Source organism: Pseudomonas sp. IT-P218, assembly GCF_949767605.1.
Taxonomy (GTDB): Bacteria; Pseudomonadota; Gammaproteobacteria; order Pseudomonadales; family Pseudomonadaceae; genus Aquipseudomonas; species Aquipseudomonas putida_AE.
Genome location: NZ_CATKQQ010000044.1, coordinates 314,298 through 335,526, shown reverse-complemented (window position 1 = coordinate 335,526; position 21,229 = coordinate 314,298). Strand labels below are relative to the sequence as shown.

Below are 21,229 nucleotides of genomic sequence, written 5' to 3'. Positions count from 1 at the left end.
GGGTAAACATCAAGCCCATGTAGGAGCTGCCGCAGGCTGCGATCTTTTGCTTTTAGCCGAGCAAATCGCGCAGGACCTGGGTGAAGGCGCGATTGCTTTCCTCTTCCCCGGCATGCCGCCCGTCACGCACGACCCACTGGCCATTGACCAGCACATCGCGCACCTGGCGATCGCCACCGGCAAACAACCAACGATTGAGAATCCCGTCGCCACTGGCGGTCGCCAGGTACGGATCGTTGCCGTCCAGCACCAGCCAATCGGCACGCTTGCCGACTTCCAGTGCGCCGATCGGTTGCCCGAGTGCCTGGGCGCCGCCGTCCAGCGCCGCATCAAACAGCGTGCGGCCGACCATCGGCTGGTCCGCGCCATACAGGCGGTTGCGCCGTTGATCACGCAGGCGCTGACCGTATTCCAGCCAGCGCAACTCTTCCACCACGCTCAATGACACATGGCTGTCGGAACCGATGCCCATGCGCCCGCCCTGGGCGAGAAAATCCACTGCCGGGAAAATTCCGTCGCCGAGGTTGGCTTCGGTGGTCAGGCACAGGCCGGCGATGGCGCGACTCTTGGCCATCGACGTGACCTCTTCCGGGTTGGCGTGGGTGGCGTGCACCAGGCACCAGCGCTGGTCGACTTCGACGTTTTCGTACAGCCATTGCAGCGGACGACGACCGCTCCAACTCAGGCAGTCGTCGACTTCTTTCTGCTGCTCGGCAATGTGGATGTGCACCGGGCATTGCTTGTCGCTGGCCGCCAGCACTTCGCTGATCTGTTGCGGCGTGACCGCGCGCAATGAGTGGAAACACAAACCCAGGGACTGAGCCGGTTGCTGCGCCAGCAACGGTTGCAGGCGCGATTGCAGTTTGAGGTAGTTTTCAGTGCTGTTGATAAAACGGCGCTGGCCGTCATTTGGCGTTTGACCGCCGAAACCGGCGTGGCTGTAGAGCACGGGAAGCAGGGTCAAACCGATACCCGCAGAACTGGCCGCCTGGCTGATCCGCAGGGCCAGTTCGGCTGGATCTGCGTAAGGCTGGCCATCGATGTCGTGATGCACATAGTGAAATTCCGCCACCGAGGTGTAACCGGCCTTGAGCATTTCGATGTACAGCTGGCGGGCAATGACGCCCAATTGCTCCGGGCTGATTTTTCCGACGAGGCGATACATCAAGTCGCGCCAGGTCCAGAAGCTGTCGTTCGGATTGCCTGCCACTTCCGCCAGCCCGGCCATGGCCCGCTGGAACGCATGGGAGTGCAGATTCGGCATGCCCGGCAGCAGCGGACCGCTCAACCGTTCGGCGTCATCTGCATGAGAATCGGCCTGGATATGGGTCAAGACGCCGTCGGCGCTGACCTCAAGACGTACATTGTTGGCCCATCCGTTAGGCAGCAGCGCGCGTTCGGCAAAGAAGGCGGACATGGTTCAGCACCCCATCGTGTGTTATTTGTATATACATATACAGACGTTTGCCTGCCCGGTAAACTCCGGCAAGCTAGCGACATCAACCAAACGACCAAGGATTAACCGTGCCGACTCCGCCTCCAGTCTCTCCGTTGGCCGCGAACATGGGCGACAGTCCGGCGCCCCTGTACGCTCGCGTCAAACAGATGATCACCCAGCAAATCGACAGCGGTAACTGGCCGCCGCACTACCGCGTTCCGTCGGAAAGCGAGCTGGTCAGCCAGCTGGGTTTCAGCCGCATGACCATCAACCGCGCCTTGCGTGAAATGACCGCCGACGGTCTGTTGGTGCGCATGCAGGGTGTCGGCACCTTCGTCGCCGAGCCGAAGAGCCAGTCCGCCCTGTTCGAAGTGCACAACATCGCCGACGAAATCGCCTCCCGTGGCCATCGCCACACCTGCAAGGTGATCACCCTTGAAGAAGAAGCTGCGGGCTCCGAACGCGCCCTGGCGCTGGACATGCGCGAAGGCCAGAAGGTTTTCCACTCGCTGATCGTGCATTTCGAAAACGACATTCCGGTGCAAATCGAAGATCGTTTCGTCAACGCGCTGGTGGCGCCTGAGTACCTCAAGCAGGATTTCACCCTGCAAACGCCCTACGCCTACCTGAACCAGGTCGCGCCGCTGACCGAAGGCGAGCACGTGGTCGAGGCGATCCTGGCCGAGCCGTCCGAATGCAAGTTGCTGCAGATTGAAAAAGGCGAGCCGTGCCTGCTGATCCGTCGCCGCACCTGGTCTGGTCGTCAGCCGGTGACCGCCGCTCGCTTGATCCACCCTGGTTCCCGTCATCGTCTGGAAGGTCGGTTCCACAAATGAATGATCTGAAAGTTTTACGCGCCAAAGATTACCCGCGCATGCCGTGGAAGAACGGCGGCGGCAGCACCGAAGAAATTACCCGCGATGCCGGTACCGGCCTGGATGGGTTCGGCTGGCGCTTGTCGATTGCCGATATCGGCGAGTCGGGCGGGTTTTCCACCTTTGCCGGTTACGAGCGGGTGATCACCGTTTTGCAGGGTGACGGCATGACCCTGACGGTGGATGGCCAGGATGCTCGGCCACTGTTACCGCTGGACCCGTTTGCCTTCAGTGGTGAAAGCAAGGTGTCCTGCACATTGCTGGGTGGGCCGATTCGCGATTTCAACCTCATTTATGCTCCGCAACGTTACGCGGCGCGGTTGCAGTGGTTGAGCGGTGAGCAGCGGTTTTTCAGCGAGGCTGGGACTGTGCTGGTGTTCAGTGTCAGTGATGCGCTGGAAGTGAAGACCGGTAACACCGTCTCGCAGCTTGGTCGGCATGATTGTCTGCAGCTCGACGGTAACGCCGGGCTGCTGGAAGTATCCAGCAATAGCGCCTGCTGCGTGATCGAACTGACAACGCGCTGATCCCCTTGCAGGAGCGAGCTTGCTCGCGAAAAACCCAAGGACGCCGCGGAGCATCTGGTTTTACGCGTTATCGTTCAAGACCATCGCGAGCAAGCTCGCTCCTACAGGGGGGAGAGCTTGCTCGCGATGTCGTTTCCCCTCTCGGATTACGTTTCCCACAGCGCACCACTTTGTTACCGAACGCCCCAGCGTGGCGCAAAACCTCGCCTAAGTAACAAAATCCTCTCGCCACAAAAATCCCCCCAGAAAAATTTCATCCACGCCAGAACCCTTATTCCAGGCGCTCTCCAGCCCTTTCAGAATTTTTCTTGAATGCTCATCCAACAAGTTGGCCGCTTGATTGCATATGCTTGTATGTACAAGTAAAGACGTATGCGTATGAGTCACGAGGACTCAACCATCGTCCACTGATTTGCCGGTGTGCACTGATGCCCATTGGCTTGCTCGCCCACTGCCTGGGTTGGTTTTTGGATTGATTGCTGAGGAGTTCTTTTCGTGACTAAATTTCGTGACGTTGAAATCCGCGCTGCCCGCGGTAACAAGCTGACCGCCAAGAGCTGGCTGACCGAAGCGCCGCTGCGCATGCTGATGAACAACCTCGACCCTGAAGTCGCCGAGAACCCTAAAGAACTGGTGGTTTACGGTGGTATCGGTCGTGCGGCACGTAACTGGGAGTGCTACGACAAGATCGTCGAAAGCCTGACCAACCTGAACGACGACGAAACCCTGCTGGTGCAATCCGGCAAGCCGGTCGGCGTGTTCAAGACCCACGCCAACGCCCCGCGCGTACTGATCGCCAACTCCAACCTGGTACCGCACTGGGCGAGCTGGGAGCACTTCAACGAACTCGACGCCAAGGGCCTGGCCATGTACGGCCAGATGACCGCCGGCAGCTGGATCTACATCGGCAGCCAGGGCATCGTCCAGGGCACCTACGAAACCTTCGTCGAAGCCGGTCGCCAGCACTACAACGATGACCTCAAGGGCAAGTGGGTACTGACCGCAGGCCTGGGTGGCATGGGCGGCGCGCAGCCTCTGGCAGCAACCCTGGCCGGTGCCTGCTCGCTGAACATCGAATGCCAGCAGGTCAGCATCGATTTCCGCCTGAAAAGCCGCTATGTCGACGAGCAAGCCAAAGACCTCGACGACGCGCTGGCCCGCATCGCCAAATACACCAAAGAAGGCAAGGCGATCTCTATCGCACTGCTGGGTAACGCCGCTGAAATCCTGCCGGAACTGGTCAAGCGCGGTGTGCGCCCGGACATGGTCACCGACCAGACCAGCGCCCACGACCCGCTCAACGGCTACCTGCCAGCCGGCTGGACCTGGGAGCAGTACCGCGCTCGCGCCCTGACCGAACCTGCTGCCGTGATCAAGGCCGCCAAGCAATCGATGGCCGTACACGTCAAGGCGATGTTGGACTTCCAGAAAATGGGCGTACCGACCTTCGACTACGGCAACAACATCCGCCAGATGGCGCAAGAAGAAGGCGTGGAAAACGCATTCGACTTCCCGGGCTTCGTACCGGCCTACATCCGCCCACTGTTCTGCCGTGGCATCGGCCCGTTCCGCTGGGCGGCACTGTCGGGTAACGCTGAAGACATCTACAAGACCGACGCCAAGGTCAAGGAACTGATCCCGGACGACGCCCACCTGCACAACTGGCTGGACATGGCCCGCGAGCGCATCAGCTTCCAGGGTCTGCCGGCACGTATCTGCTGGGTGGGCCTGGGCCTGCGCGCCAAGCTGGGCCTGGCGTTCAACGAAATGGTGCGCAGCGGTGAGCTCTCCGCGCCGATCGTGATCGGTCGCGACCATTTGGACTCAGGTTCCGTAGCGAGCCCGAACCGCGAAACCGAATCGATGCAGGACGGTTCCGATGCCGTGTCCGACTGGCCACTGCTCAACGCCCTGCTCAACACCGCGAGCGGCGCGACCTGGGTTTCCCTGCACCACGGCGGCGGCGTCGGCATGGGCTTCTCCCAGCACTCGGGCATGGTGATTGTCTGCGACGGTACCGATGAAGCGGCCGAGCGTATCGCTCGCGTGTTGCACAACGACCCGGCGACCGGCGTGATGCGTCATGCGGATGCCGGTTACCAGATCGCGATCGACTGCGCCAGGGAGCAGGGGCTGAACCTGCCGATGATTACCGGTCAATAAAACCGGCCTTGGCCGACGCAAACCTGTAGGAGCTGGCTTGCCAGCGAATGACGCACCCAGGTGTGTCAGGAAAGATGCCTTCGCGAGCAAGCTCGCTCCTACAGGGGATCACCAACCCAGAATAACAATCCACAGAGGTTGAATCATGGCTGTCAGCAGCGAACGTGCAGGCAACAAACCGTTGATCGAGAAGCGCTCGATCGACTACATCCCGGAGGCGGAAAGACACGGTCGTCTGTTTAGCCAGTTCACCCTGTGGATGGGTGCCAACCTGCAAATCACCGCGATTGTCACCGGGGCCCTGGCCGTGGTGCTCGGCGGTGATGTGTTCTGGTCGTTGATCGGTCTGTTGATCGGCCAACTGATCGGTGGCGGCGTCATGGCGCTGCATGCGGCGCAAGGGCCCAAGCTGGGCCTGCCGCAGATGATCTCCAGCCGTGTGCAGTTCGGCGTGTATGGCGCGGCGATCCCGATCGTGCTGGTGTGCCTGATGTACCTGGGCTTCACCGCAACGGGGACCGTGCTTTCCGGCCAGGCGCTGGGCCAGTTGTTTGGCGTCAGCGACACCGTCGGTATCCTTCTTTTCGCCAGTGTCATCGTGCTGGTCACGGTGCTCGGTTACCGGGTGATCCATTGGATCGGCCGTGTTGCCAGTGTCGTTGGCGTGATTGCCTTTGTGTATCTGTTCAGCCGTCTGATCAGCCAGGTTGATGTTGGCGCGCTGTTGCAGATCCGCCACTTCAGCTGGAGCAGTTTCCTGCTCGCGGTGTCGCTCGCGGCATCCTGGCAGATCGCCTTCGGCCCTTATGTGGCTGACTACTCTCGCTACCTGCCGAGCAAGGTTTCCTCGGTGAAAACCTTTTTCGCCGCAGGCGCAGGTTCGGTGATTGGTGCACAGGTGGCGATGGTCCTCGGCGTGTTCGCTGCCGCTTCGGCCAACGGCCAATTCGCCGGCCACGAAGTGGCCTACATCGTTGGCCTGGGTGGTACCGGTGCCACCGCTGCGCTGCTGTACTTCAGCATCGCGTTCGGCAAGGTCACCATTTCCACGCTGAACTCCTACGGCAGCTTCATGTGCATTGCGACCATCATCAGCGGCTTCCAGGGTGACCTGAAAGTATCGCGCTTGCAGCGCCTACTCTTCGTGCTGGTCATCGTCGGTGCTGCGACCCTGATGGCGTTGCTTGGCCAGCACTCGTTCCTCGGTGCGTTCAAGTCCTTCATCCTGTTCCTGCTGGCGTTCTTTACGCCATGGAGCGCGATCAACCTGGTGGATTACTACTGCATCACCCGCGAGCGCTATGACGTGCCAGCGCTGTCCGATCCGAACGGTCGCTATGGCCGTTGGAACGCCCTCGGTATCAGCGTCTATGTTTTCGGTGTGCTGGTGCAGCTGCCGTTCATCTCCACCAAGTTCTACACCGGTCCGCTGGTGGCGGCCCTGGGCGATGTGGATATTTCCTGGATCATCGGCCTGGTGGTTCCCGCAGCCCTGTATTACGTGTGTGCGAAAAAATGGCACGGCTCAGTGCCCGATCATTTGATCCTGCCGGTCGAGCAGGACGTGGTCACAGAACAAAAGCAGACTGTCGGTCGCGCTGCGGCGCAGGCCTGATTGGACGTGGACAGGGCTGGATGCCTCTTGACTGCCGTAAGCCAATTCATGATTAGGAGCGTCACTACAATGAAATCGAACAAGACCCTGCTGACCACATTGCTATCCATGGGCCTGCTGGCCAGCGCCGGCGCCTCTCAGGCAGCGGGCTGGTGCGAGTCTGGCAAACCGGTGAAATTCGCCGGCCTGAACTGGGAAAGCGCCATGTTGCTGACCGACGTGATGCAACTGGTTCTGGAAAAAGGCTACGACTGCAAGACCGACAGCCTGCCAGGCAACTCCATCACCATGGAAAACGCCCTGGGCAGCAACGACATCCAGGTGTTTGCCGAAGAGTGGGTGGGCCGCAGCGAGGTCTGGAACAAGGCCGAGAAGGCCGGCAAGGTCGTCGGTGTCGGTGCTCCGGTCGTCGGCGCGGTCGAAGGCTGGTACGTGCCGCGCTATGTGATCGAAGGCGATGCCAAGCGTAAGCTGGAAGCCAAGACCCCGGACCTGAAGAATATTGCCGACCTGGGCAAATACGCGGCGGTGTTCAAGGACGCCGAAGAACCCTCCAAAGGGCGTTTCTACAACTGCCCGGCCGGCTGGACCTGTGAGCTGGACAACAGCGAAATGCTGAAAAGCTACGGCCTGGAAAGCACCTACACCAACTTCCGCCCAGGAACCGGCCCGGCACTCGATGCCGCCGTGCTGTCGAGCTACAAGCGTGGCGAGCCGATCCTGTTCTACTACTGGTCGCCGACGCCGCTGATGGGCCAGGTCGACGTGGTGAAGCTGGAAGAGAAACCAGGCGTGAACAAGACCGTGACCATCAAGGTCGGCCTGTCCAAGACCTTCCACGACGAAGCGCCGGAACTGGTGGCCGTGCTGGAAAAGGTCAACGTGCCAATCGACCTGCTGAACCAGAACCTGGCCCGCATGACCAAAGAGCGGATCGAGTCGCCAAAACTGGCCAAGATCTTCTTGAAAGAACATCCTGAAGTCTGGCACGCATGGGTGAGCGAAGACGCAGCCAAGAAAATCGACGCGGCCTTGTAGGTTGGGCTTCTCCGGCTGCCGACGACGGCAGTCGGATGCTTGATCGCAACCCCTTGATTGAGAGTCTCTTATGTTTCCCGAAAGCTTTACCTTTTCCATCGCCGACTGGGTCAACGGTTGGGTCGATTCGCTGGTCACCAACTACGGCGACGTGTTCCGGCACATCTCCGACACCCTGTTGTGGGCCATCGTCAATCTCGAAAGCCTGCTGCGCGCAGCGCCCTGGTGGCTGATGCTGGCCATCGTGGCGGGCGTGGCCTGGCACGCGACCCGCAAGGTCGTGACCACCGCCGTGATCGTCGGCCTGCTGTTCCTGGTGGGCGCGGTCGGCCTCTGGGACAAGCTGATGCAGACCCTGGCGCTGATGATGGTGGCCACGGTCATCTCGGTGCTGATCGGCGTGCCGCTGGGCATTCTCTCGGCCCGCAGCAATCGCCTGCGTTCGGTGCTGATGCCGTTGCTGGACATCATGCAGACCATGCCGAGCTTCGTGTACCTGATCCCGGTACTGATGCTGTTCGGCCTGGGCAAGGTCCCGGCGATCTTCGCCACCGTGATCTACGCGGCGCCACCGCTGATCCGCCTGACCGACCTGGGGATTCGCCAGGTTGACGGCGAGGTGATGGAAGCGATCAACGCCTTCGGTGCCAACCGTTGGCAGCAACTGTTCGGCGTGCAATTGCCGCTGGCCCTGCCGAGCATCATGGCCGGGATCAACCAGACCACCATGATGGCCCTGTCGATGGTGGTGATCGCCTCGATGATCGGTGCCCGTGGCCTGGGCGAAGACGTGCTGGTGGGGATTCAGACCCTCAACGTCGGACGCGGCCTCGAAGCCGGTCTGGCGATCGTGATTCTGGCCGTCGTGATCGACCGCATTACACAGGCGTACGGTCGTGCACGGCATGAGGTGAGCAAATGAACAACGCAACCGTGAGCAAGATCGAAGTCAAGAACGTCTTCAAGATTTTCGGCAACCGTTCCAAGGAAGCGCTGGCGATGGTCGGCCAGGGCAAGACCAAGGATCAGGTGCTGGCCGAAACCGGCTGCGTGGTCGGCGTGAACGATCTGTCCCTGAGCATCGGCAGCGGCGAGATCTTCGTGATCATGGGCCTGTCGGGTTCCGGCAAATCCACTCTGGTGCGCCACTTCAACCGCCTGATCGACCCGACCAGCGGCGCGATCCTGGTGGACGGCGTGGACATCCTGCAATACGACATGGAAGCCCTGCGCGAATTTCGTCGTCGCAAGATCAGCATGGTGTTCCAGAGCTTCGGCCTGTTGCCGCACAAGAGCGTGCTGGACAACGTCGCCTACGGCTTGAAGATCCGCGGAGAGAGCAAGCAGATGTGCGCCGAGCGCGCGCTGCACTGGATCAACACCGTGGGCCTCAAGGGCTACGAAAACAAATACCCGCACCAGCTTTCCGGCGGCATGCGCCAGCGTGTGGGCCTGGCCCGTGCGTTGGCGGCGGACACCGACATCATCCTGATGGACGAAGCCTTCAGTGCCCTCGACCCGCTGATTCGCGCCGAGATGCAGGACCAGTTGCTGGAACTGCAAAAGACCCTGCACAAGACCATCGTCTTCATCACCCACGACCTCGACGAGGCCGTGCGCATCGGCAACCGCATCGCGATTCTCAAGGATGGCCGCCTGATCCAGGTCGGCACGCCGAAAGAGATCCTGCATTCGCCGGCGGATGAGTATGTCGACCGCTTTGTGCAGCGTCGGGCAGCGGTGGTTTAAAGATTTGCGGTGAATGTGCTGGCCTCTTCGCTGGCAAGCCAGCTCCTACAAGGTGTACGCAATCCCCTGTAGGAGCTGGCTTGCCAGCGAAGGCGGCGGTGAAGCTGCATCAATATTTGGATGAGGTTGAAGATGTCCCAGGCTGAAAAAATCGTTATCACCGAGAAGCAGGTCACCTGGCAGGACGTGGTCGCCGTCGCCCGTCATGGCGCGCAACTCGAGCTGTCGGCGCCGATCTGGGCGCGGATTGAAAACGCCCAGGCCATCGTCCAGCGCATCGTCAGCAGCGGCGAGCGCGCCTACGGCATCAACACCGGTTTGGGCGCACTGTGCAACGTTTCGTTGCAGGACGAGCAGCTCAGCCAGTTGTCGCGCAACACCTTGCTCAGCCACGCCTGTGGCGTCGGCGCGCCGCTGAGCAACGAGCAGACCCGCTCGATCATGTGCGCCGCCGTCGTCAACTACAGCCACGGCAAATCCGGCCTGCACCGCCAGGTAGTCGAGGCGCTGCTGGCGTTGCTCAACCGTGGCATCACCCCGCAAGTGCCCTCCCAGGGCTCCGTGGGCTACCTGACCCACATGGCCCACATTGGTATCGCTTTGCTGGGTGTCGGCAATGTCAGCTATCGCGGGCAGATCATTTGCGCGCAGCAGGCCCTGGCCGAAGAAGGGCTGCAACCGGTCAAGCTGGGTGCCAAGGATGGTCTGTGCCTGGTCAACGGTACGCCCTGCATGACCGGCCTGAGTTGCCTGGCCATTGCCGATGCCACGCACCTGCTGGAATGGGCCGATGTGATCGGTGCCATGAGCTTCGAGGCCCAGCGCGGGCAGATCGACGCGTTCGATGCCGAAATCATCGCGCTCAAGCCGCACCCGGGCATGCAGCAGGTCGGCATCAACCTGCGTGCGTTGCTCGACGGCAGCGAAGTGATTGCCCAGAGCAAGGGCATTCGCACGCAGGATGCCTTGAGCATTCGATCGATTCCGCAGGTGCACGGTGCTGCTCGCGACCAGTTGCTGCACGCGACCCGGCAGATCGAAACCGAACTCAACAGCGCCACCGACAACCCGCTGGTGCTGGGCACCGCGGACAACTACCGCGTCGTTTCCCAGGCTAACCCGCACGGCCAGTCCGTGGCGCTGGCGGCAGACCTGCTGGCCATCGCCATGGCCGAAATCGGCTCCATCGCCGAGCGTCGTCTCGACCGTTTGATCAACCCGCATGTCAGCGGTCTGCCGGCGTTTCTGGTGGCCAACCCGGGCGTGAACTCCGGGATGATGATCGTGCAATACGTCGCTGCCTCGCTGTGTGCGGAAAACCGCCAATTGGCGCAACCGGCGGTACTCGACAACTACGTCACCTCTGGCCTGCAGGAAGATCACCTGAGCCTGGGCACCAACGCCGCGCTGAAGCTGCATCGTGCCCTGGAAAACTGCACACAGATCCTCGCCATCGAGTACCTGCTGGCAGCCCAGGCGTTCGAGTTCCTGAAAGAACAACGTTTCGGTGCTGGCACCGATGCGGCGTGGCGTCTGCTGCGTCAGCGCGTCCCGGCTTACGATCAGGACCGTTGGCTGGCGCCGGACATCGCTGCCGCTGCTGGGGTTTTGAAAGAACCGAATTTGCTGCGCAAGGCTTTGCCGAACCTGAACTGATTTCTAAATAAGCCAGCGTGCCAAGGCGCCAGCCCCCCAAAAGGTGGGAAGCGACGGACAACGGACATCTCCGGAGCGTCTGGTTAGTTAATAAAAACTCTCAAAAGGAGAATGAATGTGACTGCGCTTAATTTGATCCCTGGCCAACTGACCCTCGCCCAACTGCGTGACGTGTACCAGCAACCGGTGAAACTGACCCTCGACAACAGCGCCGCGGCCCAGATCGAAGCCAGCGTTGCCTGCGTGGAACAGATTCTCGCCGAGAACCGCACTGCCTACGGCATCAACACCGGTTTCGGTCTGCTGGCCTCGACCCGCATCGCCAGCGAAGATCTGGAAAACCTGCAACGCTCGCTGGTGCTGTCCCACGCGGCCGGTGTCGGCCAGCCGATCAGCGACGACCTGGTGCGCCTGACCATGGTGCTCAAGGTCAACAGCCTGAGCCGTGGTTTCTCCGGTATCCGCCGGGTAGTGATCGATGCGCTGATCGCCCTGATCAACGCCGAGGTTTATCCGCACATTCCGCTGAAAGGTTCGGTCGGTGCCTCCGGTGACCTGGCGCCTCTGGCCCACATGTCGCTGGTGCTGCTGGGCGAAGGCAAGGCGCGTTACAAAGGCGAGTGGATGGAAGCCACCGAAGCGCTGAAAGTTGCTGGTCTGACCCCGCTGACCCTGGCGGCGAAAGAAGGCCTGGCGCTGCTCAACGGCACTCAGGTTTCCACCGCGTTTGCCCTGCGTGGCCTGTTCGAAGGCGAAGACCTGTTCGCCGGTGCCTTGGCACTGGGTGGCCTGACCGTTGAAGCGGTGTTGGGCTCGCGCTCGCCGTTCGACGCACGTATCCATGCTGCCCGTGGCCAGAAAGGCCAGATCGACGCCGCTGCCGCTTACCGCGACCTGCTGGGCGAGCGCAGTGAAGTCTCCGACTCTCATGAAAACTGCGAGAAGGTCCAGGACCCGTACTCACTGCGCTGCCAGCCGCAAGTCATGGGCGCGTGCCTGACCCAGTTCCGTCAGGCCGCCGAAGTGCTGGCCGTCGAAGCCAACGCCGTTTCCGACAACCCGCTGGTATTTGCCGCTGAAGGCGACGTGATCTCCGGCGGTAACTTCCACGCCGAACCGGTGGCCATGGCTGCTGACAACATGGCCCTGGCCATCGCTGAAATCGGCTCCCTGAGCGAGCGCCGTATCTCGCTGATGATGGACAAGCACATGTCGCAACTGCCGCCGTTCCTGGTGGCTAACGGTGGCGTGAACTCCGGCTTCATGATCGCCCAGGTGACCGCCGCGGCACTGGCCAGCGAAAACAAGGCGCTGTCCCATCCGCATTCGGTGGACAGCCTGCCGACTTCCGCCAACCAGGAAGACCACGTATCGATGGCTCCTGCGGCTGGCAAGCGTCTGTGGGAAATGGCCGAGAACACCCGTGGGATTCTCGCCGTTGAATGGCTGGCGGCAGTGCAGGGCCTGGACTTGCGCAACGGTCTGAAGAGCTCGCCGAAACTGGAAAAGGCCCGGGCGATTCTGCGTAACGAAGTGCCGTTCTATGAGAAGGACCGTTTCTTTGCGCCGGACATCAACGCTGCGAGCGAGTTGCTGGCTTCGCGTTGCTTGAACGAGCTGGTATCGGCGAAGCTTTTGCCTAGCCTGTGATGGACTCATCGCCAGCAGGCTGGCTCCCACCCAACCGTGGGAGCCAGCCTGCTGGCGATTCGATTTTGAATACTGTGGAGACTAAGGGATGAAAACCCTCTGGCAACACTGCCACGTCGCAACCATGGCGCAAGGCGTCTACTCGATCATCGAGGACGCGGCCATCGTGACGTCCGGTGCGCTCATCGAGTGGGTCGGCCCGCGCGCTGAACTGCCGGCGGGCGAATACCCGGCAGTCAATGATTTGAATGGGGCCTGGGTCACGCCAGGCCTGATCGACTGCCACACCCACACGGTGTTCGGCGGTAACCGCAGCGGTGAATTCGAGCAGCGCCTGCAAGGCGTCAGCTACGCGGAAATCGCCGCCAGCGGCGGCGGCATCGCCAGCACCGTGCGTGCCACTCGCGCGGCCAGCGAAGACGAGCTGTTCGCCAGCGCCGCCAAGCGTCTGAAAAGCCTGATGCGCGATGGCGTCACCAGCATCGAGATCAAATCCGGATACGGTCTCGACCTCGCCAACGAACGCAAGATGCTGCGGGTAGCGCGTCGCCTTGGCGCCGAACTGCCGGTCAGCGTGCGCAGCACCTGCCTGGCGGCTCACGCCTTGCCACCGGAATATGCCGATCGCGCCGACGATTACATCGATCACATCTGCAGCGACATGCTCCCGGCCCTGGCCGCCGAAGGGCTGGTGGACGCGGTGGATGCGTTCTGTGAATACCTGGCGTTTTCCCCTGCCCAGGTCGAGCGCGTATTCATCACCGCCCAGGAACTGGGCCTGCCGGTGAAGCTGCACGCCGAGCAACTTTCGTCCCTGCACGGTTCGAGCCTGGCGGCGCGTTACCACGCGCTGTCGGCCGATCATCTGGAATTCATGACCGAAGACGACGCCATCGCCATGGCCAAGTCCGGCACAGTGGCGGTGTTGCTGCCCGGCGCCTTCTACTTCCTGCGCGAGACCCAGTTGCCGCCGATGGAGGCCTTGCGCAAGCACGGCGTGAAAATCGCCATCGCCACCGACCTCAACCCCGGCACCTCGCCGGCGCTGTCGTTGCGCTTGATGCTGAACATGGCCTGCACCTGTTTCCGCATGACCCCGGAAGAGGCCCTGGCTGGCGCGACCCTCCATGCCGCGACCGCGTTGGGCATGGCTGACACCCACGGTTCGCTTGAGGCCGGCAAGGTTGCGGATTTCGTTGCCTGGCACATCGATCGCCCGGCCGACCTGTGCTACTGGCTGGGCGGAGACCTGGAAAAACGCGTCGTGCGCCACGGCGTCGAATCAAGTCTGTAGGAGATCTGTTGTGGATAAGGTTCTGAACTTCAAACAAGGCCGCGTACCGCTGCTGATCAGCATGCCCCACGCCGGCGTGCGCCTGACCCCGGCGGTCGAAGCGGGATTGATCCCCGACGCGAAAAGCCTGCCGGACACCGACTGGCATATCCCGAAGCTTTACGATTTCGCCGCCGAGCTGGGTGCCAGCACCCTGGCCGCCGAGTATTCGCGATTCGTCATCGACCTGAACCGGCCGTCCGACGACAAGCCTTTGTATGTGGGCGCCACCACCGGTCTGTACCCGGCGACACTGTTCGACGGCATCCCGTTGTTCCGCGAAGGCCTTGAGCCCTCTGCCGATGAACGTGCAACCTACCTGGAGCAGATCTGGACGCCGTACCACAGCACCTTGCAGAACGAGCTGGCGCGACTGAAAGCCGAGTTCGGCTACGCGCTGTTGTTCGATGCGCACTCGATCCGCTCGATCATCCCGCACCTGTTCGACGGCAAGCTGCCGGACTTCAACCTCGGTACCTTCAATGGCGCCAGTTGCGATCCGCAGCTGGCCTCGCAGCTGGAAGCCATCTGCGCCGGTCATCCGGATTACAGCCATGTGTTGAACGGACGCTTCAAAGGCGGCCACATCACCCGGCATTACGGTAATCCGGCAGAAAACATTCACGCCGTGCAACTGGAGCTGGGGCAGTGCACGTACATGGAAGAGTTCGAGCCGTTCCGTTATCGCCCGGACCTGGCGGAGCCGACGCGGGTGGTATTGAAAGAGTTGTTACAAGGTTTGCTCGCGTGGGGTAAGGAACGCTACAAACGCTGAATGCCAACGCAATTCCCCCGGTAGGAGCTGCCGCAGGCTGCGATCTTTTGATCTTGAAAAATCAGAATCAAAAGATCGCAGCCTGCGGCAGCTCCTACAGGGGGCATGCTCATTGACGTAATTCGGGTTTATGATGCCCAACGGCAGAATAATAGAAGTCCCCCCAGGGATGACCTCGACCCCTTACGGAGCGCGCAATGCAGACTTTGTACCCGCAGATCAAACCCCACGCCCGGCACGATCTGGCCGTCGACGAGACCCACACGCTGTATGTCGACGAAAGCGGTTCGCCGAAAGGTTTGCCGGTGGTGTTCATTCACGGCGGCCCCGGTGCCGGTTGCGATGCCGCGAGTCGGTGTTACTTCGATCCCAACCTGTACCGCATTGTCACCTTCGACCAGCGCGGTTGCGGTCGTTCCACCCCCCACGCGAGTCTGGAAAACAACACCACCTGGGACCTGGTCGCCGACCTCGAGCGGATCCGCCAGCACCTGGGCATCGACAAGTGGGTGCTGTTCGGCGGTTCCTGGGGGTCGACCCTGGCGCTGGCCTACGCGCAAACTCATCCGGAGCGCGTGCACGGGCTGATCCTGCGCGGGATTTTTCTCTGCCGCCCGCAGGAAATCGAATGGTTCTATCAAGCGGGCGCCAGTCGCCTGTTCCCGGATTACTGGCAGGACTACATTGCGCCGATCCCGGCGGACGAGCGCCATGACCTGCTCAACGCCTTCCACAAACGCCTGACCGGCAACGACCAGATCGCCCAGATGCACGCGGCCAAGGCCTGGTCCACCTGGGAAGGTCGCACCGCCACCCTGCGTCCGAACCCGATGGTCGTCGATCGTTTCTCCGAGCCGCAGCGTGCGTTGTCCATCGCCCGTATCGAATGCCACTATTTCACCAACAATGCCTTCCTTGAGCCGAACCAGCTGATTCGCGACATGGGCAAGATCGCTCATTTGCCAGGAGTGATCGTCCACGGTCGCTATGACGTGATCTGCCCGCTGGATAACGCCTGGGAACTGCACCAGGCCTGGCCCAATAGCGAACTGCAAATCATCCGTGACGCGGGCCATGCCGCTGCCGAACCGGGCATTACCGATGCATTGGTGCGTGCTGCCGATAAAATGGCGCGGCGCTTGCTCGACCTCGCCCCCGAAGAAGCATGAAAGGTCTGCTGCAACGCGTGCGCGGCGCGCGAGTCGAGGTGGCGGGGGAGGTGGTAGGCGCGGTCGACCAGGGTTTGCTGGTGCTGGTAGCCGTCGAGCCGGACGACACGCGGGCCAGCGCCGACAAACTTCTCAATAAGCTGCTTAACTATCGAGTGTTCAGCGACGCTGAGGGCAAGATGAACCTGTCCCTGGCGGATGTGGGTGGCGGGTTGCTGCTGGTCTCGCAGTTCACCCTGGCCGCCGACACCAAGAGCGGGCTGCGTCCGAGTTTTTCGACCGCGGCCCCTCCGGCCTTGGGCGAGGAGCTGTTCGACTATCTATTATGCAAAGCGAAACAGGTGCATGGCACTGTGGCATCAGGTAGATTCGGCGCGGATATGCAGGTGCACCTGGTCAATGACGGCCCGGTCACCTTCCTGTTACAGACCTGAAAGCGTTTGAAACATCTTTTTAAGCGCTTTTCGACTGAAAACAGGCGTTTTCCCCGATAAATACTTTGTTACCCCTGATGCGTTGTAACGCGGCCTACTAGATAATCGCGCGCTACGGGGATCAGCGTTCGTTGGTCCATTTTGACTTAGGTAGAGACTTGTCCGGATCCGATTGGGGAATCATTTTGCCCCAGCGGAGTCGGAACAATGCTCGCCAACTTGGCAAGAGTGGTCTGCAGGACCGGTTTTTTCCCACCGGATGCCTACAGGCCCTTTAACTGGCCGTTGGTTTTTTGATCTGTTTTCGGCGAGGGTTGCTCGTGATTGTTAGTCCCTGTAACGCACCAAAATTGACTGCCAAACGGTTTCGTAGCGCATTGGTAGCGGGCTCGGCACTCCTGTGCCTGCTCAGCGCCGGCCAGCTTTGGGCATTCAATCTGGATGATGTATCGGTTAAGGCAAAAGAGCTGGCCGGGCAAAAGTACGAAGCGCCGCGCAGCAACCTGCCGAACGAATTTCGCGAGATGAAATTCGCCGACTATCAGAAAATTCGCTTCCTGACTGAAAAAGCCGAATGGGCCGATCAGAAGACCCCGTTCAAGCTTTCGTTCTATCACCAGGGCATGCATTTCGATACGCCGGTGAAAATCAACGAAATCACGGCGAACAGCGTCGAAGAGATCAAGTACGACCCAAGTCGTTTCGATTTCGGCGACGTCAAGTTCGACCCAAAGGCCACCGAACAGCTCGGTTACGCCGGTTTCCGTGTCCTCTACCCGGTCAACAAGGCTGACAAGCAAGACGAAATCATGACCATGCTTGGCGCGAGCTACTTCCGCGTTGTCGGCAAGGGTCACGTCTATGGTTTGTCCGCTCGCGGCATGGCGATCGATACCGCCTTGCCGTCCGGCGAAGAGTTCCCGCGGTTTCGCGAGTTCTGGATTCAACAGCCAAAACCGGGCGACAAGCACCTGGTGATCTTCGCCCTGCTGGATTCGCCACGGGCCACTGGTGCCTATCGCCTGACCCTGCGTCCGGGCAGCGACACCATTGTCGACGTCAAGGCGCAGATGTTCCTGCGTGACAAGGTCGGCAAACTGGGCATCGCACCACTGACCAGCATGTTCCTGTTCGGCGCCAACCAGCCGTCGAAAGTGCTCAACTATCGCCGTGAATTGCACGATTCCAGCGGCCTCGCAATCCATGCCGGCAACGGCGAGTGGATCTGGCGTCCGCTGAACAACCCGAAACACCTGGCGGTGAGCAACTTCTCGGTCGAGAACCCGCGCGGCTTTGGCTTGCTGCAACGTGGCCGTGACTTCAGCCACTACGAAGACCTCGACGACCGCTACGACAAGCGCCCAAGCGCCTGGATCGAACCGAAGGGCGACTGGGGCAAGGGCTCCGTCGATCTGGTAGAGATTCCGACCGCCGACGAAACCAACGACAATATCGTGGCTTTCTGGAGCCCGGAGAAGATGCCGGAGCCAGGCCAGCCGCTGGACTTCGCCTATCGCATGCACTGGACCATGGACGAAGCGGCGCTGCACGCACCGGACAGTGCCTGGGTCAGCCAGACCCTGAAATCCACCGGTGACGTCAAGCAGTCGAACCTGATTCGTCAGCCGGACGGCAGCGTTGCCTATCTGGTGGACTTTGAAGGTCCTTCCCTGGCGGCACTGGCACCGGATACCGATGTGCGCAGCCAGGTCAGCGTCGGCGAAAACGCCGAACTGGTCGAGAACAGCGTGCGCTACAACCCTGAAACCAAGGGCTGGCGCCTGACCCTGCGGATGAAGATCAAGGACCCGAGCAAGTCCACCGAGATGCGTGCTGCACTGGTGCAGAACATCGTGCCAGCCGATCTGGCCAAGACTTCGCTTCCAGTGTCTAACTCTTCCGTTGCCAAGGCAGACAAGGTTGCTGCCAAGCAAGCGGAGAAAGCCGACAAGGAAGCGAAGGCCGCCGAAGCCAAGCAGGCCGAAGCCAAGCCAGTTGCAGATGCCAAGGATGCGGCGAACAACAAAGACGCCAAGCAGCCTGCTGCTGACGCGGCCCAAGCCACACCGGAATCGGCATCGACTGAAGAAGTCCTGACCGAGACCTGGAGCTATCAGTTGCCTGCCGATGAGTAATTCTCAAGTACAGCCAGAGACGCTTTCCGAGTATCTGGCACATCTGCCAATGACCGACCAGCAGCGCGCGGAACTCGCGGGCTGCCGGTCCTTCAGCGAATTGCACGAGCGTCTGTCGTCTTCCACATTCGACACTCCGGCCGAGGCCGCCCAGGCATCGGTCGGCAAGCGCCTGACCCTGAGCACCGCCGAAGAATTGCAGGACGCCGAAATGCTGGCGCTCGACGTCAGTGGTCGGGTCGTCCTCAAGGCGACCCCGCCAATTCGCCGGACCAAGGTCGTGCCGGAACCGTGGCGGACCAATATCCTGGTGCGAGGCTGGCGACGCCTGACCGGCCGCACCAACCCGCCGAAGCCGCCGAAGGATGAGAACGTATTGCCGGCAGCGCGCTGGCGCACGGTCGGTTCGATCCGTCGCTACATCCTGTTGGTACTGATGCTCGGCCAGACCATCGTCGCCGGCTGGTTCATGAAAGGCCTCATGCCGTACCAGGGCTGGTCGTTCGTCGACCTGGAAGAAGTCCTGCACCAACCGTTGCTGCAAACCGCCACGCAAGTGCTGCCGTATGCTTTGCAGACCAGCATCCTGATCCTGTTCGGGATTCTGTTCTGCTGGGTCTCGGCCGGGTTCTGGACCGCGCTGATGGGCTTCCTCGAGTTGCTCACCGGTCACGATAAATACCGCATCTCCGGTAAAAGCGCCGGCAACGAGCCGATTCCGAAGGACGCGCGCACCGCACTGGTGATGCCGATCTGCAATGAAGACGTGCCTCGGGTATTCGCTGGTCTGCGTGCAACGTTCGAGTCGGTAGCCGCCACGGGTGACCTGGATCGCTTTGACTTCTTTGTCCTCAGCGACAGTAACGACGCCGACATCTGCGTCGCCGAACAGCAGGCCTGGCTGGACGTCTGCCGCGAAGCCAAGGGCTTCGGCAAGATCTTCTATCGCCGTCGCCGTCGCCGTGTGAAGCGCAAGAGCGGCAACCTCGACGACTTCTGCCGTCGCTGGGGTGGTGACTACAAGTACATGGTCGTGCTCGACGCCGACTCGGTGATGAGCGGCGAGTGCCTGACCAGTCTGGTACGCCTGATGGAAGCCACGCCGGACGCCGGGATCATCCAGACCGCGCCACGTGCCTCGGGCATGGACACCCTGTATGCACGCATGCAGCAGTTCGCCACTCGTGTGTACGGTCCGCTGTTCACCGCCGGCCTGCACTTCTGGCAGTTGGGCGAATCCCACTACTGGGGTCACAACGCGATCATCCGCATGAAGCCGTTCATCGAGCACTGCGCCCTGGCGCCGTTGCCGGGTAAAGGCGCGTTCGCCGGTGCGATCCTGTCCCACGACTTCGTCGAAGCTGCGCTGATGCGCCGTGCCGGCTGGGGCGTGTGGATTGCCTATGACCTGCCGGGCAGCTACGAAGAACTGCCTCCGAACCTGCTGGACGAACTCAAGCGTGACCGTCGCTGGTGCCACGGCAACCTGATGAACTTCCGCCTGTTCCTGGTAAAGGGCATGCACCCGGTGCACCGTGCGGTGTTCCTGACGGGCGTGATGTCCTACCTGTCGGCGCCGTTGTGGTTCTTCTTCCTGGTGCTGTCCACCGCGCTGTTGGCAGTCAACACGCTGATGGAGCCGCAGTACTTCCTCGAACCTCGCCAGCTTTATCCGTTGTGGCCACAATGGCACCCGGACAAGGCGATTGCGCTGTTCTCGACCACTGTCGTGCTGCTGTTCCTGCCGAAACTGTTGAGCATCATCCTGATCTGGGCCAAGGGCGCAAAAGAGTTCGGCGGCAAGTTCAAGGTGACGCTGTCGATGTTCCTGGAAATGCTGTTCTCCATGCTGCTGGCGCCGGTGCGGATGATTTTCCACACCCGCTTCGTGCTCGCCGCGTTCCTCGGCTGGGCTGCGACCTGGAACTCGCCGCAACGTGACGACGACTCCACGCCGTGGAGCGAAGCGGTCAAGCGTCACGGGCCGCAGACCTTGCTGGGCTTCTTCTGGGCGTTGCTGGTGATCTGGTTGAACCCGAGCTTCCTGTGGTGGCTGGTGCCGATCGTCGGATCGTTGATGCTGTCGATCCCGGTGTCGGTGATTTCCAGCCGTGTCGGCCTGGGCCTCAAGTCCCGTGACGAGAACCTGTTCCTGATTCCTGAGGAATACAATCCACCGCAGGCACTGCTGGCCACCGACCAGTACACCCACGAAAACCGCTGGCATGCGTTGAACGACGGCTTTGTCCGTGCGGTGGTCGATCCACAGCAGAACGCCCTGGCGTGCTCGCTGGCGACCTCGCGTCACCGTGAGGCCGAGCCGATCGAATGGCTGCGGGTCGAGCGTGTCCGCCACGCCATTAAAGTCGGGCCTGAAGGCCTGACCAACGATGAGCGTGTGCAGCTGCTGAGCGACCCGGTGGCATTGGCTCGCTTGCATGAGCAGGTCTGGAGCGAGGGTCATCCGGAGTGGCTGGGCGCATGGCGCAAATCGGTCCAGGCCGATCCGCATGCACCGCTGTTGCCGCTGCAGCCTTTGAGTGTGCAGGCCCAGCTGGCATAACGAAAAAAACCGCTCCGTAAGGAGCGGTCGCTCAAGAAAAGATCGCAGTCTTCGGCAGTTCCTACGGATTTCCCCCGTAGAAGCTGCCAACGGCTGCGATCTTTTGCTT

General features: G+C 61.2%; 16 protein-coding genes. 15 read left to right on the top strand and 1 reads right to left on the bottom strand.

The genetic code is table 11. The annotated features are described in order from the left end of the window. Positions 1-52: 52 nt before the first annotated feature. Positions 53-1,417: a formimidoylglutamate deiminase gene (locus ACM6I6_RS21885; protein WP_274075171.1), complete on the bottom strand. Its 1,365-nt coding sequence runs from the start codon at positions 1,415-1,417 to the stop codon at positions 53-55. Between the two features lie 146 nt (positions 1,418-1,563). On the opposite strand from ACM6I6_RS21885, the gene hutC reads away from it, so the two are divergent. The 15 genes from hutC (at position 1,564) to mdoH (ending at position 21,120) form a co-directional block, all read left to right on the top strand. Continuing rightward, positions 1,564-2,274 (top strand): histidine utilization repressor, encoded by a 711-nt coding sequence (gene hutC / locus ACM6I6_RS21880; RefSeq protein ID WP_170948611.1) that lies wholly within the window; start codon positions 1,564-1,566, stop codon positions 2,272-2,274. Continuing rightward, entirely contained in the window at positions 2,271-2,840 is a 570-nt protein-coding gene (locus ACM6I6_RS21875; protein WP_414920700.1) for a HutD family protein, read from the top strand. The genes hutC and ACM6I6_RS21875 overlap by 4 nt, the downstream gene beginning before the upstream one ends. Before the next feature lie 495 nt (positions 2,841-3,335). Continuing rightward, a complete protein-coding gene (gene hutU, locus ACM6I6_RS21870) occupies positions 3,336-5,003 on the top strand; it encodes a urocanate hydratase (RefSeq protein ID WP_414920699.1) in 1,668 nt (555 codons plus the stop codon). Positions 5,004-5,148: 145 nt separating this feature from the next. Next, the gene (locus tag ACM6I6_RS21865) at positions 5,149-6,618 is read left to right on the top strand and encodes a purine-cytosine permease family protein (protein ID WP_414920698.1); all 1,470 of its coding nucleotides are present in this window, start codon (positions 5,149-5,151) and stop codon (positions 6,616-6,618) included. 69 nt (positions 6,619-6,687) lie between these two features. Continuing rightward, entirely contained in the window at positions 6,688-7,656 is a 969-nt protein-coding gene (locus ACM6I6_RS21860; RefSeq protein ID WP_274076129.1) for an ABC transporter substrate-binding protein, read from the top strand. Positions 7,657-7,726: 70 nt separating this feature from the next. Beyond that, on the top strand, positions 7,727-8,578 hold the full coding sequence (locus ACM6I6_RS21855) for an ABC transporter permease (protein ID WP_007989253.1): 852 nt from the start codon (positions 7,727-7,729) through the stop codon (positions 8,576-8,578). Next, entirely contained in the window at positions 8,575-9,405 is an 831-nt protein-coding gene (locus ACM6I6_RS21850) for a quaternary amine ABC transporter ATP-binding protein (RefSeq protein WP_052760638.1), read from the top strand. Before ACM6I6_RS21855 ends, ACM6I6_RS21850 begins: the two co-directional genes overlap by 4 nt. A gap of 132 nt (positions 9,406-9,537) precedes the next feature. After that, a complete protein-coding gene (hutH, locus tag ACM6I6_RS21845) occupies positions 9,538-11,061 on the top strand; it encodes a histidine ammonia-lyase (protein WP_323606500.1) in 1,524 nt (507 codons plus the stop codon). 111 nt (positions 11,062-11,172) lie between these two features. After that, positions 11,173-12,711: a histidine ammonia-lyase gene (gene hutH / locus ACM6I6_RS21840; RefSeq protein WP_414920697.1), complete on the top strand. Its 1,539-nt coding sequence runs from the start codon at positions 11,173-11,175 to the stop codon at positions 12,709-12,711. An 88-nt stretch (positions 12,712-12,799) separates the two neighbouring features. After that, positions 12,800-14,005, top strand: coding sequence for an imidazolonepropionase (gene hutI / locus ACM6I6_RS21835; protein ID WP_274076126.1), 1,206 nt, complete (start codon positions 12,800-12,802; stop codon positions 14,003-14,005). A gap of 10 nt (positions 14,006-14,015) precedes the next feature. Then, the gene (gene hutG, locus ACM6I6_RS21830; RefSeq protein WP_274076125.1) at positions 14,016-14,819 is read left to right on the top strand and encodes an N-formylglutamate deformylase; all 804 of its coding nucleotides are present in this window, start codon (positions 14,016-14,018) and stop codon (positions 14,817-14,819) included. 197 nt (positions 14,820-15,016) lie between these two features. After that, entirely contained in the window at positions 15,017-15,988 is a 972-nt protein-coding gene (gene pip, locus ACM6I6_RS21825) for a prolyl aminopeptidase (protein ID WP_274076124.1), read from the top strand. Next, positions 15,985-16,422 carry a D-aminoacyl-tRNA deacylase gene (gene dtd, locus ACM6I6_RS21820; protein WP_323606498.1) on the top strand — a complete coding sequence of 146 codons (438 nt, stop codon included), beginning with the start codon at positions 15,985-15,987 and terminating at the stop codon, positions 16,420-16,422. The genes pip and dtd overlap by 4 nt, the downstream gene beginning before the upstream one ends. 320 nt (positions 16,423-16,742) lie before the next feature. Beyond that, entirely contained in the window at positions 16,743-18,557 is a 1,815-nt protein-coding gene (locus ACM6I6_RS21815) for a glucan biosynthesis protein G (protein ID WP_274076123.1), read from the top strand. Next, positions 18,550-21,120 (top strand): glucans biosynthesis glucosyltransferase MdoH, encoded by a 2,571-nt coding sequence (gene mdoH, locus ACM6I6_RS21810; protein WP_414920696.1) that lies wholly within the window; start codon positions 18,550-18,552, stop codon positions 21,118-21,120. The genes ACM6I6_RS21815 and mdoH overlap by 8 nt, the downstream gene beginning before the upstream one ends. The last annotated feature ends 109 nt before the right edge of the window (positions 21,121-21,229 follow it).